Raw genomic sequence first — 17,343 nt, 5'->3', positions numbered from 1 at the left:
GCCGAACGCCAGGGGCGAGCCGCGCCCGCTGAGCGCGGTGACCGCGCCGAGGTGGCCGGTCGCGGAACGGTCAATCGGAGGCCGGTCGGCCGGTCTCGTCCCCGGACTCAGCCGACCCTTTGGTGTCCGGCCGGTCTTCGCGCTGCGGCAGCGCCGCGATTCCCACCGCGATGATCGCGATCAGTGCGGGCAACTGCACCAGCAGCGACCCGCCCATATAGCCGTCGGGCGAGCGCCATGGGCCGGTGGACAGCGCGGCGGCGGACAACGCTGTACCCACACCCGCCACGACGACGAGTGCTCGGGGGGCCAGGCGCGGCCTGAAACGAGTCGCGCCCAAGGCGATCACCGTGACGACCGCCCCTACCGGCCCCGCGATCAACGTGGTCGCACCGGCGAGTCCGGTCGCGCCCATCCACTTCCGACCCCAGGTGCCCGGGGGTGCACCCGCCGGCGAGTCCGGTTGGGTGGCAAGTGCATCCGAGACCCTGCGAGTGTGGTCGGCCGCGGCGCCATCCAGTCGCTTTGTCGTGCGCTCGCGACGTGGAATGGCGAGAACGGCGAGCGGGATGAGCAGCAGCAGACCGCCGAAGATGCCCAGGCGGTACCAGCGGTCGACCGGAAACGAGACGGTGACCGGGCCGGTGGCATCGGCGGGCAGCAGCCAGGCTTGCTGCCAGCCATCGACCACCACCGGCTCGAGCACCCGCCCGTCCGCGGTGGTCGCATGCCAACCGACGTTGGTACTCAGGGGCAGCACGAGCAACCGTGTGCCCGCGTCGGACCCGTGCGCGGGGGAAGGTCCAGTCCCGGTGCGGTCCAAGCGCAGACGGTCCACGAAGAACAGATCGGTCGGCCCGACCGACACGTCGACCCGGCCCTGCGACAGCGACAACTCGCCCGGCGCCTCGGCCGCATCGGTGCAGACACGAGCGGGAACGGGTGCGCCGGAGCGCAATTCGGCGGCGGTCGCGGTGACCGTGGTGGCCAGGGTCCGGCCGCCGACCTCGATCGTCGGTCCCAGCGCGCACGGGACGGTGAGTGCACGATCCAGCGGCGCGGGCTCGGGGTACTCCGGTCCGAGCACCGTCACCTCCGCCAGGCCGGAGGGTTGGGTCTGGGCGAATCCGAGCGCGGTCTTGTCCAGCACGGGTCGCCAGGTGCGCATGCTGAGTTCGATCCGGTCGGTCACAGTGGGGTGCACAGCGACGCGCACCGGCGTGCCCGGTTCGGCTTCCTTCAGCTCGCGCACCTGCGGGCCGTCGCCCAGATTCACCGTCACCGAGGTCGGCGCCGCGGGCAGGCCGCCGAGCGAGGGGGTCAGCTCCAAGCCGGTCACCAGCGCGGGTTCGGGCAGCTCGATCGTGAGTGTCGGCCTGCCGCCGGTCGGATTGCGGACCGAGTCCTCCGGTGCGGTCCAGCTGGTGCGCGGATCGCCGTCGGTCGCGGCGAATGCGGCCCCGCGCAGGTCACCGACATCGGCCTTGCCCCTGGCCACCGGGCGGCCGCGGTCGGTCAGCAGCGCTTCCAGCGCGGGCCCCTGCCTGGTCCGGACGGTCAGCTCCGGAGTGACCGTCATCGGTTCCGGGACCTCGAGCGTGCGCTGGAACGTTCCCGGTTCCTCCGGCGCCAACGCGAGGCCCTTGCTGCACCGCACGCGGTCGGGCGCGTCGAAACAGGCGCTGCGGCCGGGGAATTCCTGGCCCAGATCCCACGCGCGCACCTGCGCGCCCACCGGGGTGGGCGGCAGCACCGTCCGATGCCTGATGTCGACGCGGACCGGCGCGTCACGCTCGGAGTAGTCGTCCAGGGTCAGTTCGCTGATACCGAATTGCCCACCGCGCGAGCCGCCTTCGGTACGAATGGCGGTGATGGTGAGCCAGTCGGTCTTGCCCGCGGGCAGCGAAACCGATACCGGCGCACCGGGTTCGGGCACGCGGGCGGAGACGGTGCCGTTGGCGGTGCGCACCTCGATCCACTTGACCGGATCGCCGATGGCGGCCGAGCTGGTGGTCAGGCTCAGCTGCCCGGTCGCGAGCGGGCGATCGAGGTCCAGCCGCAGCCACTGTCCCAGCGCACGTTCGATGCCGCTGCTGATCCAGGCGGTGGCGGGATCGCCGTCCACGACGGCCGCGGTCGAGCTTCCTGGCGCCGCACCGCCGAGTTGGGTGGCGTCCGCTGCCGAACTGGACGCGGTGATCGTCGCGCCGGACCATTCGCCGCGCACCAGCTCCGCGCCGGGCACCGGATAGTCCGGGACCAGGTTGTGCGTGCGGCGCGCGTCATCGGGAGCCCGCAGCGCGGAATTGTGGTTGTCCACCCGGCCGAAATCGGCTTCCCGGTCCATCGGGGTGTCGGTGACGGTCACCGGGCCGATGGGCAGCCCGGCTCGGGTCGCGTCGGCGGCCAGCATGGTGGGAGTCTCGGCGGCAGCGGGGTCGCGGTGCAGTCGTTCGAGCACTTCCGGCCCGCCCTGCACGACCGGAATGTCGCCGAGCGGCACGGTGTACGCCCCGGGGAACGCCTTCGGTGCGCCGGTGCCGCCGCGCACCTCGGCGGGCGTTCCCGGACCGCGCGCGTCCACCCGGTAGATCTCGATCGCCGGGTACGGCGGGCGCAGATCGCCATCGGCCACCAGGCCGTCGGCGATCACCAGCGATTCGATCGGGTTGCCGAACTCGGCGACCCTGGTCAGCCCGGGCGAGCCGTCCAGAGCTTGGTGGGCCAGCATCGGCCGCGTGGATCGGGAAGTTTCCGGGTCCAGGTCGTTGCGCAGCACCACGATGCCGATGCCCTGGGCGGCCAGCGTCGGGGCCAGCCCCGTCGAGGGCCTGCCGTCGGCGATCAGCCGCTGCACCGAATCCATGGCGCGGATGGTGCCGGGCGGGTTCAGTGGGACCGCGTCGCGAATCGCCCACGGCGTGCCGGCCAGCGCTTGCAGGGGTTCGTCGCGGGTCAGTCCCCAGACCTGGCTGCCGAACGGAGCGCCGGGCACCACCAGGGCGCGGGTGTCGGCGGCATTGTCCCGCAGCCAGTCTGCGGTCTGCTGCCAGTAGGCGGGCACTCGGTCGTAGGCGCCGCGCGGCGCGAGCTTGCCGGTCCAGGCCAGCGAGGTGGACAGGGCCAGCGCGGTGAGGATCAGCGCCGCGACCGCGACCGCGCGGTCGCGCTCCGGATGGGCGAACGCGCCGCGCCAGACCGGCAGCGGCACCGAGCCAGGCAGCGGCACCCGCGCCAGCAGCTGAGCCAAACCGAGCACGAGCGGGATGCGGATCAGTGGCTCCAGCTTGTGCACATTGCGCAGCGGAGCGCCGCCGGAATCCAGGAAGACGCGCACCGACTCGGCGAACGGCCCGCCAAGCTCGCCGACGAACCCCGCGCAGATGCCGACCAGCCCGACGCACAGGATCAGCGTGAGCCTGCCGCGGTACGGCATGGACCGCAGGGCCAAGCCCGCCATGCCCGCCGCGGCCACCAGGCCGGTCGCCAGGACCGCCGCAGGCTGGGTCACCAGCACCGCGCCCGCGATGCGTTCCGGCGAGACGAACGGCGTCCAGCTGTCGGTGCCGCGCAGCACCTCGCCGAGCGAGGCCCACTGCGTGGTCACGCCCGAGGATTCGATGTAGTCCAGGAACGGTGGACTCACCTTGCCGAGCAGCAGCAGCGGCACCGCCCACCAGAACGTGGCGAGCACGAGCAGCGGAATCCAGGCCGCGGTGAAGCGCCACCAGCGCCGGTTCGGCCGGTAGGAAGCCCACCAGAGCAGTGCGGGCAGAAAAGCTGCCGCCGTCGCCACCGCGTTGACCGAGCCCATCAGGGCCAAGGCCAGCGCGCTGCCCGCGGGCGAGGTGGCTCCACCGCGCCGCCGGTTCCGGTGGGCGATGCCGAGGGCGGCCGGCGCGAGCAGCACCCATGGGGCCAGCATCATCGGCAGCGTCTCCGAGGAGATCGAGCCGAGCGTGGTCAGTACCCGCGGCGACAGCGCGAACGCGATCGCCGCGACGACGCGCGACCCGCGCGTGCCGATGCCGAGCGTCTCGCACAGCCGGACGATCCCCCAGAATCCGGCGAGCAGCAGCAGCGCCCACCAGATCCGCTGGGTCACCCAGGCGGGGACGCCGAGCACATCGCCCAGCGAGAAGAACGCGCCGTGCGGAAAGAAGTATCCGTAGGCCTGGTTCTGCACCTGGCCCATCGGCGCCTGGCTGCTCCACAGATGGCTCGCGCGTTCCAGGAAGCCGAGCGGATTCTGCGCCAGGTCGTACTTCGTGTCGGCGACCGTTTGTCCGGGCGCCTGCGCGAAGGTCAGCAGGAACGCCGCGACGACGGTCGCGGCGAACCAGCGTCTACCGAGCGGCGCGGTGCTGTGCTGCCCCGGCGCCGCGGAAGATCCGAGCGAGTCGGCAGGTGAAGGGGAGGTCAGCGGGTCAGCGGCTGCCGTACTCAACGTTGTTCAGCAGCGAGGAGTCCTTGTCGCCGCTGCGGTCGATTTCCGGTCGCGTGTTCTGCTGCACGGCCATGGTGATGAGGAGAACACCGATCACGCCCAGCACGGCGCCCGCGACCGCACTCGCAACACCAGGGACAGCAAACTTCATCGGGGCACTCCAATACGTCGATGCAGGCACGTTCCCGGTCAACCTAGCAGGACGTCCGGTATTTGTATGCGTTCAGCCCGCGGAATTCCGATCGACTTGTCCCGCGGATCTGCGCTGCCGACACGCTGACCTGCATGTGACCGGCCACACAGGCCCGCACCGGCATTCGGAGTATCACTTCGAGTGGAGCGTGCAGTGCAGCGCGCCGAGCAGGGTGCGCAACTTCGCGGTGGTCTCGTCCAGCTCCGCGTGTGGGTCGGAGGCCGCGACGATGCCGCCGCCCGCGTACGCGTGCACCGTGCGCCCGTCGGCCGATAGTTCCGCACTGCGGATCGCGACCATCCACGCCCCGTCGCCGTCCGCGTCGCACCAGCCGACGGCTCCGCCGTAGAACCCGCGGTCTTCCTCGACGTGCGCGATGGTGTCCAGGGCGAGGTCGGTCGGGGTGCCGCAGACCGCGGGCGTCGGGTGCAGCAGCATCGCCAGGTCGAGCGCGGTGATCGAGGTGTCGCGCAGGCGTCCGTTGATCGGCGTAGCGAGGTGCCATACGTCCGATGTGCTGATCAGCTCCGGGCTGTCCGGTATGGACAGTTCGGCGCAGATCGGTCCCAGCCGATCCCTGATCCAGTCGATCACGAACGCGTGCTCATCCCGATTCTTGGTGCTGGCCAGCAGTTCTCGCGCCTGCGCTGCGTCCGCGTCCGGGTCGGGCAGCCGCGGCAGCGTGCCCGCCAGCGGACGCAGCGTGACCGCGTCACCGTGCCGGGCGATCAGCACTTCCGGCGTGGCCCCTACCAGGCTCGCCCCGGTGCGTCCCGCGGGCGTCAGGTCGACTGCGAAGACGTTCGCGTGCGGGTGCCTGGTGAGCAGGTGACCGGCGACGACCTCCGGGTCGAGCGCGAACTGCGCCTCCAGCAGCACCGAGCGCGCCGCGACGACCTTGCGCAGTGGTTGCGCCGGATCACCCAGTTGCTCGACCAATTTCGTCACCCGCGCGACATGCTCTGCCGGGCTGGGTATTTCGGCGACCACCCGGACCGCGGGCAGGTCGGGCAGCGCGGCGGGCCGCCACGGGCCTGCCGTGTGCTCGGTGCGTTCGGGCACAGTCAGGGCGGCGGGCCTGCGCGGATCGAAGGGCAGCGCGCCGACCACGAACTCCGCGCTGCCCTTCCGCAGCGCCGCGGCCGCCTGCTGCGCGTCATCGAAGACGACCCGGCTCCCGTATCCCCGGACAACCCCGTCGGCGCGAGCAAGCAGGAACCCATCCATGGGACCAAACTAACCCCGGCATCGGTGTCCTATCGCCCTCGAGCGACCCAAGTCTCACCAGCCGCGCGGCTCAGGATTCTTTCCGGGCGGGACGAGCAGGACGGGGCGGTGGCAGTGTTTGAGGACGGCATCGGCCACGCTGCTGTGCAGGAGCGCACGGATACCGGTGGCGCCGCGAGTGCCCGCGACGACGATGTCGACGTCCAGTTCGTCGGCGCAGTCGACGATGGCGTTCCAGATCGTCGAGGTGCATTCCGCGGTGCGTGCCTCGGCGTTCAGGCCGGCCAGCTCGGCAAGCCGCACGCCCTCGGCGTTGACGGCGCGTGCGTCGACGTACGCGATGTCCTCGATCTGGTCGTCGGGCACCCATTCCGGTTGCATGACACCCGACAGCCCGGAGAGACGGGCGGCTTGACGCACCATCGGTTCCCACGCGGTCAGCACGATGGCTCGATTCGCGGTGAGGAACCGCCCGGCGTATTCGATGGCGCGCTTGGCGTTCTCGGAACCGTCGTAGGCGATGAGCATCAGATCGCAGGGCACGCTGACCTCCTGAGGGAGACGCACGGCGATACCAAGAGACTACCCCGCCGGGCCGTCCCGAACCGGCTCGCGTCACCGTCCCCACCTGCATGAATTCGGTCGAGTCACACCGACTCGCCGCTCGGATGGACCGCACGATCGACAGCGTGGTGAGTGTGCGTCGGTGAGCGAGTTGCCCGCCCGGTAAGCACCCAGCGGCTGCGGTCACCCACGCCGCGGCGAGTACGGTTGACCTCTATGCGGAAGACGCCTTTGCTCGTCCTCGCCATTCTCGCCGCCGTCGCGACCGCCTGCTCGAACGGCGGTTCCTCCGATTCGGCGTCGCCGGGCAGCCCCACCCCGGATGCGACGACCGCCGTGGTCCCGGTCACGACCGCGGCGCCGCCGGACTGCAATGCCGGGTACCTCGCGCAGTTCAGCACCCGCGAGAAGCTGGCCCAGCTGCTGACGGTCGGCGTCACCGGCGCGGCCGATGCCACGAACGTGGTGCGCACCGAGCAGGTCGGCGGCATCTTCGTGGGCGGATGGACCGATCAGTCGCTACTCGGGTCGGGCGAGATCACACAGGTCAAGGAGGCGGCCAAGGTTCCGCTGATGGTGACCATCGACGAGGAGGGCGGCCGCGTCTCCCGCGTTCGCGACCTGATCGGCCCCGCGCCGTCCGCGCGGGTCACGGCGCAGACCATGAGCCCAGAGGAGTTCCACAGCGCGACGCTGGCCAGGGGGCAGGCACTGAAGGACGTCGGCGTGACGGTGAATTTCGCCCCTGACATCGACGTCAGCTCCCAGCCCGACGACACCGTCATCGGCGACCGCTCCTTCTCCGATGATCCCGCCGTGGTCACCCGCTACGCGGATGCGTACATCCGGGCGATGCGCGAGGTCGGTGTCGGCACGGTGATGAAGCACTTCCCTGGTCACGGGTCCGGCTCCGGCGACTCGCACACCGGCGCGGTGCGCACACCGCCGCTGGCGCAGCTGCAGACCGTGGACCTGGTGCCGTTCCGCGACCTGATCGGCTCGGGTGCGGCGGTGATGGTCGGCCACCTGGACGTGCCCGGCCTGACCACCCCTGATGTCCCGGCCAGCATCAGTCCTGAGGCGATGACGCTGCTGCGCGAGGGCCGGGGGTACGGTGCCGCGCCGTTCCAGGGACCGATCTTCACCGACGACCTGGGCGGGATGGCGGCCATCACCGCGAGGATGTCGATCGAGGACGCCGTCGAGGCCGCACTCGTCGCCGGTGCCGACAACGCCCTGTGGATCACCACCGACGCGGTGCCGCAGGTGCTCGACCGGCTGGAGCAGGCGGTGTCGAGTGGACGCCTGCCGATGGCGCAGGTGGATGCCTCGGTGCTGCGGATGGGCGCTTTCAAGGGTACGTTGCCGCGCTGCTGAGGCAGCCGCGTCAGGACTCTGCCGGCCGACGCCCGCCTACAGCCCGCGCCGGGCCGAGCGAAGGCGAGGCAGCCGGTGATGCGCCGGGCCGAGCGAAGGCTCTCGAGGCAGCCGCTTATGCGCCGGGCCGAGCGAAGAAGAGGCAGCCGCACGGCCGAGTCGGGCGACCGGTGAGCAAATCGGACCGCCGGAACTTACCTTGGAGTAATATATGAGGTTCACCTGTGGTAGGAGAGTGGATGGCAGGCGGAACGAAGCGACTTCCGCGGGCGGTGCGCGAGCAGCAGATGCTCGACGCCGCGGTGGAGGTTTTCTCGCGTAAAGGCTTCCACGACACCTCGATGGACGCGATCGCCGCCGAGGCGAAGATCTCGAAGCCGATGCTGTATTTGTACTACGGCTCCAAGGACGAACTGTTCCGCGCCTGCATCCAGCGCGAGGGGATGCGCTTCATCGAATCCGTCGCACCGGCGGGCAACCCGTTGCTGTCACCGCACGAGCAGGTCCGCACCGCGCTGGAGGGTTTCCTCGGCTTCGTCGACCGCAATCGCCGCTCCTGGCAGGTGCTCTACCGGCAGGCCATCGGTCAGCAAGCGTTCGCGTCGGAGATCGAGAACGCCCGCGAGCGCGTCATCGAACTGACCGCCAAACTGCTGGAGTCCAGCGCCAAGCACGCCGAGCCCGGAACGAATTTCGATGTCGTCGCGGTCGCTGTGATCGGCGCGGGCGAGGCCATCGCCGACCGGTTGGCCAGTGGCCGGATCGAGGTCGCCGAAGCCGTCGACCTCCTCGACGACCTCGCCTGGCGCGGTCTGGCGGGCCGCAAGAAGACCGAGTAGCCCGGCTTTTGCCCAGTCCGGTTGCTTCCGCGCCGCCCTCCTGCCAGAGTGCGTGAGTTCGACAAATGCGGACCGGCTCATTCGGGCGAGCCGGGAGAACGGGGCGGAAGTGTTCGGGTTGCTCAGGCCGTGCGCGCACGGCGCTCAGAAGTATGGGATCGATAGCACGGAATGGCGTGCGCATCTGTGCGGGTTGTGTCTCGGGTTGCGGGACGGGCACGGTCAGCTCGCCCGCGCCACGACCAACAAGGACGCGCTGGTGCTGAGCATGCTCACCGAGGCGCAGTCCGGTTCGGCGTCGCGCACCACGGCCGCGCCGTGCCCCCTGCGCGGAATGCGGCGGGCGTCGGTGGTCACCGCGGACGCGCCCGGCGTGCAGCTCGCCACCACAGCATCATTGTTGTTGGCGGCTGCGAAGATTCGGGATCACGTGGATGACGGTGAGGTGGTCGCGCTCGCGCGCAGGCCGCTGGCGAAAGCGGCGGCGCGGTGGGCGGGGGAGGCACGCGCGGGCGCCGCGCGGATCGGTCTCGACGTCGAGCCTCTGGTCGCCGCGCTCGACGCCCAGGTGCGACTGGAGCTGGAGGCGAAAGAGCTAGCCGCCGTGGGTGCTTCGCGTGCCGCCGGGCCGCATATGGGCGGGTTCATGCCGGAATCGCTTGTCAGCTCCCCACATTGGCAATCGGCGATGGCGCCATCGGCCGATCCGCTGGAGCGGCTCACCGCACCCACTCAGTTGTGCGCGTCGGCGTTCTTCGCCCACACCGCCGTGCTGGCCGATCGTCCGGACAATGTCGAAGCCCTGCGCGAGGCGGGGTGGCAGTTCGGACGGATCGCGCATCTGGCCGACGCCGTCACGGACTATGACGAGGACTCGGCTCGGGACAACTTCAACCCCCTCGCGGCCACCGGAACAACCTTGTCCGAGGCGTATGACCTGCTGCGGCAGTCCAATTCGCGCCTGCGCACCGCTGTCGCGGCGGCCGAGCTGAGCCGGGTGCCGACCGTACGCTGGATGCTGCTCGACCCGCTGACCTCGGTGCTGCGGAGGATCGGCGGCGGCCTCGGGACGTTGGCCGCGCACACCTGCTCGATCTCGCATGACACCGCAGGACTGCGGGCGAAAGAGCTGACCCCCGGCCAGCTGCCGCACGCCGAAGTCCGTCCGCGCATGCACCGCACCGGTCATCGTCCACCGACCCGCCGCCCCGGAATAGGTGAATCCCTCGCACTCATCCTGGGCGGTTACTGCACCGGTTATGCCTGCTGCGCCGACCATACGCAACCCTGCACCGGCGAACGCAAAGACGCCTGGATCAAGAACTGCGATTGCGGCGATTGCGGCGAGTGTGATTGCGGCTGTTGCAATTGCGGCGACTGTGGCTGCTGCAACTGCGATTGTGGCTGCGACTGCTGAACGCGGGCCGAAGGCAAGCGCCGTGAAATAGGCGAAGCCGCTGCCGGATTCGCCTGAATCCGGCAGCGGCTTCGGTCGCTCAGCGAAGGGTCGCCGTCAGGTGCGGGTAGCCCTTCTTCGGGTGGCGCAGCGCCAGATCCCAGCCGCCTTCGGCCTGGTCTGCGTACACGTTCACGGTGGAGGGCAGCAGAATCGGCTTGCCGAACTTGACCACGTACGTGGTCTTCTCCGGAATGCGGCCCTCGACCGAGCCGAGAACGGCGGCCGCCGACCACATGCCGTGCGCAATCGACTTCGGGAATCCGAATGCCTTGGCGGCCAACGCCGACGTGTGAATCGGGTTGTGGTCACCGGACGCCGCGGCGTATCGGGTGATCGTCTTCTGGTCCACCCGCAACGTGCGCAGCGGCGGGGGCGGGACCTCCTCCGGCTTCGGCTCCGGCTTCGGCCCGCCCGACAGCGAAGTGCGCTGCTGGTGCAGGAACGTGGTGACCTGGTGCCACACCAGCTCCCGTCCCACCTTCACGTCACTGATCGCGTCGACGAGCAGGCCCTTCGGGTGCTCGCGTAGATTCTCGATGTGCGTGTGGATGTCCAGCGGCTCGCTCACCGAGATGTCGCGAGTGCGCTCGATGACATTCTCCGCGTGCACCGCACCTACCGCGACGAACGGGAAGTCCCGCGCCACCACCAATTGCATGGCAAGCGGGAAGGTGAGGATGAACGGATAGGTCAGCGGCAGCGCGTCGCCGAACCGCAGACCGGTCGCCCGGCAGTAGGCGGCCAGGTGCTCCGGGGCGACCCGCAGGCCCTCCAGCCGAACAGCTCGGTCCGGCAGCGTCGGCTTGCGCGCCGACAGCAGCGGCACGGCGCCGAGCGCCGCCTTGGCGAACAGCCTGCTGTTCTTCGGCGGTTCGCTGAGCGTGATGACCTGTGTCTGTTCCCCCGCTGCTGCGCCGTGGGCCATCATGCTCCGATCAGGCTCTGCCCGCAGACCCGAACGACGTTGCCGGTCACCGCGTTCGAGGCCGGACTCGCGAAGTAGGCGATCGTCTCGGCGACGTCGACGGTCTGGCCGCCCTGCTGCAACGAGCTCATCAACCGGCCCGCCTCACGGGTGCCCAGCGGGATGGCGGCGGTCATCGCGGTCTCGATGAAGCCGGGGGCGACGGCGTTGATGGTGATGTCCTTCTCCGCCAGCTTCGGCGCCTCGGCGGCGACCATGCCGATGACACCTGCCTTGGACGCGCCATAGTTGGTCTGGCCGCGGTTGCCCGCGATGCCGGCGATGGAGGACACGTCGATCACGCGACCGCCCTCCTTCAGCGCGCCCCGGGCCACCAAGCCCTCGGTAATGCGATGCGGCGCGGCGAGATTCACGCTGATGACCGAGTTCCAGCGGCCCTCGTCCATGTTCGCCAGCAGTTTGTCGCGAGTGATGCCCGCGTTGTGCACCACGATATCGATGCCGCCGAAGCGCTCGGTGGCGAAATCAGCCAGCTTCTCCGCGGCGTCGGGGGCGGTCACGTCGAGCGCCAGCGCGGTGCCGCCGACCTTGTTCGCGGTCTGCGACAGCGCCTCGCCCGCTGCCGGGATGTCGGCCACGATCACCTGGGCGCCATCGCGGGCGAACACCTCGGCGATGGTCGCGCCGATCCCGCGCGCCGCGCCGGTGACCACGGCGACCTTGCCCTCCAGCGGGCGGTCCCAGTCGGCGGGTGCGCTCGCGTCGTCCTTGCCGACGCGGATGACCTGGCCGTCGACGAACGCCGACTTGGCCGAGAGCAGGAAGCGCAGGGTCGACTCCAGACCGGTCGCGGCGGCCTGCGCCTCGGGGTGCAAATACACCAGCTGGGCGGTCGCCCCGCGCCGCAGCTCCTTGGCCACCGAGCGGGTGAAGCCCTCCAGCGCGCGCTGCGCGATCTGCTCGTCCACGCTGGAGGCCAGCTCGGGCGTGGTGCCGATGACCACGACGCGGCCGGACGGGCCGATGCTGCGCATGGTGGGCTGGAAGAACTCGAACAGCTGCGAGAGGTCCTCGATGGTGCCGATGCCGGTGGCGTCGAACACCATGGCGCCGTACTTGGTTTCGGGGCTGGGCGCGTCGGCGAAGGTGTAGTCCGACAGCAGCGCGCGGACCGGTTCGGCGACCCGGCCCTTGCCGCCGAGCAGCACCGGACCGGGCAGCGGCGACTGCCCCTTGACGTAGCGGCGCAGGGTCTCCGGCTGCGGCAGGCCGAGCTTGCTGGCCAGGAACGCGCCGGGAGCGGAGTGTACGAACGATCCGTAGAGGTTGGGAGCACCCTTGTTCTTGCTGGCTGCCACTATTCCTACCTTTTCTGAGTTCGGTTTGGAGGTCGCCCCGGCGTGGTCTGCTAGCGCACTTTTGCGGGGTACGTGTCGACATTGAACTTACTCCAGAGTAAGTTTGTTGTAAACAACCGCGACGGTGCGCCGATCTGCGTGGAGTCCGCCACGCCGGGCCGGGCCGCCGGGACATCCATCCACGAGACCTTGGAGACTCGAGTGACTAGCAAAGCCCGTTCGGCGAAGAGCACCGCCAAGACCGGTAAGACGCCCCGCCCGGTCGCCATCGTTGGCGGCAACCGGATTCCGTTCGCTCGCTCCGACAAGGCGTACGCGCACGCCTCCAACCAGGACATGTTCACCGCCGCGCTGGACGGGCTGGTCAGCCGTTTCGGCCTGCAGGGCGAGCGGCTCGGCATGGTCGTCGGCGGTGCGGTACTGAAGCGGGTCGGCGAGCACGGCCTGATCCGGGAGAGCGTGCTCGGCAGCAAGCTGAGCCCCTACACCCCCGCCCACGATCTGCAGCTGGCGTGTGGCACCGGCCTGCAGGCGATCGCCACCGTCGGTGACGCGATCGCCGCGGGTCGTATCGAGGCGGGTGTCGGCGGCGGCACCGACACCACGTCGGATGCCCCGATCGGCGTGAGCGAGGGCCTGCGCGAGTGGATGCTGGACGCCAACCGGGCCAAGACCAACAAAGACCGTCTCAAGTTGGTCGGCCAGCTGCGCCCGAGCATGCTGGGCATCGAGATCCCGCGCAACGCCGAACCGCGTACCGGGTTGTCCATGGGTGAGCACGCCGCCATCACCGCCAAGGAATTCGGCATCGCGCGCGAGGCGCAGGACGAGCTGGCCTACCTCTCGCACACGAATATGGCGGCCGCCTACGACCGCGGTTTCTTCGACGACCTGATCACGCCGTTCCTGGGCCTGACCCGCGACGACAACCTGCGGCCGAACTCCACGATCGAGAAGCTGGCCACGCTGAAGCCGGTCTTCGGGGTGAAGGCAGGCGACGCGACCATGACCGCGGGCAACTCCACCCCGCTGACCGACGGCGCGTCGGCCGTGCTGCTGTCGAGCGAGGAGTGGGCCGCCGAGCACAAGCTGCCGGTGCTGGCACACCTGGTCGACAGCGAGGTCGCCGCGGTCGACTACATCCACGGCCCCGACGGCCTGCTGATGGCGCCGACCTACGCGGTGCCGCGCCTGCTCGCCCGCAACGGCCTGACCCTGCAGGACTTCGACTACTACGAGATCCACGAGGCATTCGCCTCCGTGGTGCTGGCCACGCTGGCCGCGTGGGAGTCCGACGCCTACTGCAAGGAGCGCCTCGGCCTGGACGGCGCGCTCGGCTCGATCGATCGGAGCAAGCTCAACGTCAACGGCTCGTCGCTGGCCGCGGGCCACCCCTTCGCCGCGACCGGCGGCCGCATCGTCGCCTCCACCGCGAAGCTGCTCGCCGAAAAGGGCTCCGGGCGCGCGCTCATCTCCATCTGCGCCGCGGGCGGCCAAGGCGTCGTCGCCATCCTGGAGCGCTGATCGCCCCGAGCGCCGGGAAATAATTGCCGCACAACGAAACCGGCCCCCGATCGGAATTCCCGATCGGGGGCCGCGTTGTGATCGCCTACTCGCCGGGAAGCTCGTCGTGGCCGCCGAATGCCTTCCGCATCGCCGAGAGCACCTTGTCCGCGTAGAGAGCCTCGCCCCGGGACGAGAACCGCGTGAACAAGGCGGACGACAGCACCGGCACGGGCACGCCGGTATCGATGGCGGCATCGATCGTCCAGCGCCCTTCGCCGGAATCGGACACCCGGCCGCTGTAGGACGCCAGGTCCGGGTCGGCGTGCAGTGCCGCCGCGGTCAGGTCGAGCAGCCAGGAGGCGACCACCGAACCCCGCCGCCACACCTCGGTGACCTCGGGCACGTCGAGGTCGTACCGGTAGTACTCGGGGTGCTCGAGCGGCGCCTCCTCCGCGGAGAACTCGCCCGCGTGCTCGGCGCCGTAGTTGGCCTTGTGCAGGATGTTCAAGCCTTCGGCGTAGGCCGCCATCGCGCCGTACTCGATGCCGTTGTGCACCATCTTCACGAAGTGGCCTGCGCCCGCCGGTCCGCAGTGCAGGTAGCCGAGCTCGGCCGTGGACGGCTCGCCGGTGCGCCCGGGCGTCCGTTCGGCCGCCGCCAGACCCGGGGCGATGGATTTCAGCAGCGGGTCCAGGTACTTCACCTGTTCCGCCTCGCCGCCGATCATCAGGCAGAAGCCGCGCGTGCGGCCGAACACCCCACCCGAGGTGCCGATATCCAGGTAGTGGATGCCCTTGGGCCGCAGCCGCTCGGCCCGCCTGATGTCCTCGTGGTAGCGGCTGTTGCCGCCGTCGATGACGATGTCCCCTGGCTCGAGCAGTTCGGCAACCTGGTCGATCACCGCGCCCGTGGCGCCGGCCGGGATCATCACCCAGACCACGCGCGGCGTCTCGAGCATGCGCACGAACTCGGCAAGGTCGGTGCTGCCTTGGAAGCCGTCCCCGAGCTCGGCGCGCAGTTCCTCGATGTGCTGTGCCCGGCGCTCGTACCCGACGGCGGTGTGCCCGTCGGCGACGATCCGGCGCACGATGTTGGCGCCCATTCGGCCGAGGCCGATCATTCCAAGCTGCATGCCATCCATCTCCCTCGTGTGCGAAGTCTTGCGGCGTCCAGCGCGAGCCACCCCAGGGGCGGTCTCTCTCGATTCTCCCGCGTGGGTTCGATCACGGTCGTGCGGCGCTGTAACGCCGCGTGCGGTCCGCCGATAAACAGGACGGCTCCGCGCAGTTGCCAGACCCCCGACCCGGCAACTGCGCGGCGCCTCTTTGCGTGCTGTACCCGGCTCTTTTGCGCGGGATTTGCTGCTGATCCGTGCTGTGCCGACCCCGGTCGGCAGGGGCCACTATCGTTGGTGGGGACTCGTGTCGTTGCGGGTCCACAATTCAATCGAACGTGGAGGACGGTTCGTGACGAGCCAGCCGAGCACCGGAGACCGCGGCCCTAGAGCGGGTGGCGAGGTCGGATGGCGCCAGCTCCTCGGGGCGGATCGACCCCAGGAATCAGACCAAACGGTCGGGTGGCATGGCGATGCAATGCCCACCCAGCCCATGCACACCGGCCCGCGGCGGCCTCCGCCGCCGCGCCGTGCGCCAGGCCGCCGTCCGATTTCGGGCCCGCCGCCGAACCGCCCGGATATCGCCGTGCTGCGCCGCGTCGGCATCGCGGTCGGCGCCGTGCTCGCCCTCGCGGGCCTCGGGTACGCCGTGGACTGGGCGCTGTCCTCGGGCGAGGTGCCCCGCGGCACGGTCGTCGCGGGTGTCGACATCGGCGGCATGGACAAGTCCGCGGCCGATGCCCGCTTGCGGGCCGAACTCGAGCCGAGAGCGAGCCGGGAACTGCCGCTGCGCATCGGCGACGTGCAGACCGCCATCGTGCCCGGCTCCGCCGGACTCGCCGTGAATTGGGATGCCACCTGGTCGCGGATCGGCTCCCAGCCGCTCAATCCGCTCACCCGGCTCACCTCGTTCTTCACCACTCGCGACGTCGCGATCGTCAGCTCGGTCGACGAATCCGCGTTGGAACGCCAATTGTCCGAATTGCGGGTGCACGACCGTCCCACGGTCGAGGGCACCATCGTCTTCGACAACGCCAAACCCGTTGCGGTGCCGCCGGTCCCGGGGCGCGTGCTCGATCCGGTGCCCGCACGCGCCGAACTGGTCGGCAACTGGATCACCGGTGGACCACTGGATCTTCCGGTCGTGCCCGCGCCGCAGAGCGTGCGTCCCGAGGCGGTGGACCAGGCGCTGCGCGAGATCGCGCAGCCCGCGGTGCAGGCGCCGATCACGTTCGCGGGCAAGGGTGCCGCCGCCAGACTCGATCCCGCACAGATCGCGTCCGTGCTCACCTTCGCGCCGGACGGACAGGGCGGTCTGGCCCTGTCGGTGAACCAGGATGCCGCGATCGGTCTGCTCGCCCCGCAACTCGCGCCAACGGAAGTCGAGCCGAAGGACGCTACCTTCGCGCTCTCCGGCGGTAGACCCGCGGTCGTTCCCGCGGTGGTCGGCGACAAGATCAACTGGCCGAAGACCTTCGAACAGTTCAACGCGCTGCTGGTGGCCCAAGGCGAGCGGACCGGCCAGGCGGTCTACGAGCGAATCGAACCGAAGGTGACCACCGAGGCCGCGCAGGGCCTCGGCATCGCCGAAACCGTGGGTTCGTTCACCACCAGCGGTTTCAGTGGACCCTCCGGCGTCAATATCCGCACCGTGGCCAGGAAGGTCAACGGCGCGATCGTGAAGCCAGGAGAAACGTTCTCGCTCAACGAATTCACGGGCCCGCGCGGTACGGCGGAAGGATATGTCGAGTCCGGCATCATCGACCACGGCCGCCCCAGCACGGCTGTTGGCGGCGGCATCAGCCAGTTCGCCACCACGCTGTACAACGCCGCGTACTTCGCCGGTATGGAGGACGCGGGCCATACCGAGCACAGCTATTACATCTCCCGCTACCCGGCCGCCCGCGAGGCCACCGTCTTCGATGGCGCGATCGACCTCAAATTCCGCAACAACAGCCAAACCGGCGTTTACATCGAAGCTTTCGTCACCGACTCGGAGGTGACCGTTCGCCTGTGGGGCACCAAGACGGTGGACGTCGAATCCATCACCGGCGAGAAGACCAAACCGACCGAGCCCAAGACCATCACTTTGCCCAAGGGCAAGGACTGCATCGCCTCCGAAGGCGCTCCCGGCTTCACCATCTCCGACACCCGCGTCATTACCGACCGCAAAACCGGACGTGAAGTCTCCCGCGCCACGCGCACGGTGAAGTACGACCCGATTCCTGTCGTCAAGTGTGAGTGAGAGGGCCCCGGCGCATTCCTCGCAGTGCCACGCCGCAGCGCGGAAGTCGCCGTCCTGAAATGGTGCGAATCGGACAGCTGTCGCGAACT

12 protein-coding genes are annotated in these 17,343 nt (G+C 69.8%); 5 read left to right on the top strand and 7 right to left on the bottom strand.

Translation table 11 applies throughout. The features are described 5' to 3' along the window. Positions 1 to 70: 70 nt before the first annotated feature. The 4 genes from NA4_RS07590 to NA4_RS07580 form a co-directional block, all read right to left on the bottom strand. Positions 71 to 4,447 carry an alpha-(1->3)-arabinofuranosyltransferase domain-containing protein gene (locus NA4_RS07590; protein WP_067466128.1) on the bottom strand — a complete coding sequence of 1,459 codons (4,377 nt, stop codon included), beginning with the start codon at positions 4,445 to 4,447 and terminating at the stop codon, positions 71 to 73. Beyond that, positions 4,428 to 4,598: a DUF2613 domain-containing protein gene (locus NA4_RS38775; protein ID WP_084496880.1), complete on the bottom strand. Its 171-nt coding sequence runs from the start codon at positions 4,596 to 4,598 to the stop codon at positions 4,428 to 4,430. The genes NA4_RS07590 and NA4_RS38775 overlap by 20 nt, the downstream gene beginning before the upstream one ends. Before the next feature lie 174 nt (positions 4,599 to 4,772). Next, positions 4,773 to 5,867, bottom strand: a complete 1,095-nt coding sequence (locus NA4_RS07585) for an isochorismate synthase (protein ID WP_067466125.1) — start codon at positions 5,865 to 5,867, stop codon at positions 4,773 to 4,775. Between the two features lie 54 nt (positions 5,868 to 5,921). Then, the gene (locus NA4_RS07580) at positions 5,922 to 6,410 is read right to left on the bottom strand and encodes a universal stress protein (protein WP_157128877.1); all 489 of its coding nucleotides are present in this window, start codon (positions 6,408 to 6,410) and stop codon (positions 5,922 to 5,924) included. A 237-nt stretch (positions 6,411 to 6,647) separates the two neighbouring features. Between NA4_RS07580 and NA4_RS07575 the strand changes: the two genes are divergently transcribed. The 3 genes from NA4_RS07575 to NA4_RS07565 all read left to right on the top strand — a co-directional run bounded on the left by NA4_RS07575 (position 6,648) and on the right by NA4_RS07565 (position 10,064). After that, positions 6,648 to 7,808 carry a glycoside hydrolase family 3 N-terminal domain-containing protein gene (locus NA4_RS07575; RefSeq protein WP_067466122.1) on the top strand — a complete coding sequence of 387 codons (1,161 nt, stop codon included), beginning with the start codon at positions 6,648 to 6,650 and terminating at the stop codon, positions 7,806 to 7,808. A 239-nt stretch (positions 7,809 to 8,047) separates the two neighbouring features. After that, entirely contained in the window at positions 8,048 to 8,647 is a 600-nt protein-coding gene (locus NA4_RS07570) for a TetR/AcrR family transcriptional regulator (RefSeq protein WP_040784738.1), read from the top strand. Positions 8,648 to 8,699: 52 nt separating this feature from the next. Then, complete coding sequence (locus tag NA4_RS07565) at positions 8,700 to 10,064, top strand: DUF5685 family protein (RefSeq protein ID WP_245671172.1); 1,365 nt, start codon at positions 8,700 to 8,702, stop codon at positions 10,062 to 10,064. A gap of 79 nt (positions 10,065 to 10,143) precedes the next feature. Here NA4_RS07565 and NA4_RS07560 read toward each other — a convergent pair whose 3' ends face one another. Both NA4_RS07560 and NA4_RS07555 read right to left on the bottom strand, forming a co-directional pair. Beyond that, complete coding sequence (locus NA4_RS07560; protein WP_245671170.1) at positions 10,144 to 11,034, bottom strand: MaoC family dehydratase; 891 nt, start codon at positions 11,032 to 11,034, stop codon at positions 10,144 to 10,146. Next, positions 11,031 to 12,389: a 3-oxoacyl-ACP reductase gene (locus tag NA4_RS07555; RefSeq protein ID WP_067466113.1), complete on the bottom strand. Its 1,359-nt coding sequence runs from the start codon at positions 12,387 to 12,389 to the stop codon at positions 11,031 to 11,033. Before NA4_RS07555 ends, NA4_RS07560 begins: the two co-directional genes overlap by 4 nt. Before the next feature lie 201 nt (positions 12,390 to 12,590). On the opposite strand from NA4_RS07555, the gene NA4_RS07550 reads away from it, so the two are divergent. Further along, positions 12,591 to 13,913, top strand: coding sequence for an acetyl-CoA C-acetyltransferase (locus NA4_RS07550; RefSeq protein ID WP_067466136.1), 1,323 nt, complete (start codon positions 12,591 to 12,593; stop codon positions 13,911 to 13,913). Between the two features lie 85 nt (positions 13,914 to 13,998). On the opposite strand, the gene gnd is transcribed toward NA4_RS07550, so the two are convergent. Continuing rightward, on the bottom strand, positions 13,999 to 15,027 hold the full coding sequence (gnd, locus tag NA4_RS07545; RefSeq protein ID WP_067466134.1) for a phosphogluconate dehydrogenase (NAD(+)-dependent, decarboxylating): 1,029 nt from the start codon (positions 15,025 to 15,027) through the stop codon (positions 13,999 to 14,001). A 460-nt stretch (positions 15,028 to 15,487) separates the two neighbouring features. Between gnd and NA4_RS07540 the strand changes: the two genes are divergently transcribed. Then, positions 15,488 to 17,254: a VanW family protein gene (locus NA4_RS07540; RefSeq protein WP_245671168.1), complete on the top strand. Its 1,767-nt coding sequence runs from the start codon at positions 15,488 to 15,490 to the stop codon at positions 17,252 to 17,254. Positions 17,255 to 17,343 lie beyond the last annotated feature (89 nt).

Source organism: Nocardia amamiensis NBRC 102102, from assembly GCF_001612745.1.
GTDB lineage: Bacteria > Actinomycetota > Actinomycetes > Mycobacteriales > Mycobacteriaceae > Nocardia > Nocardia amamiensis.
This window is presented reverse-complemented; position numbering and strand designations above follow the sequence as displayed.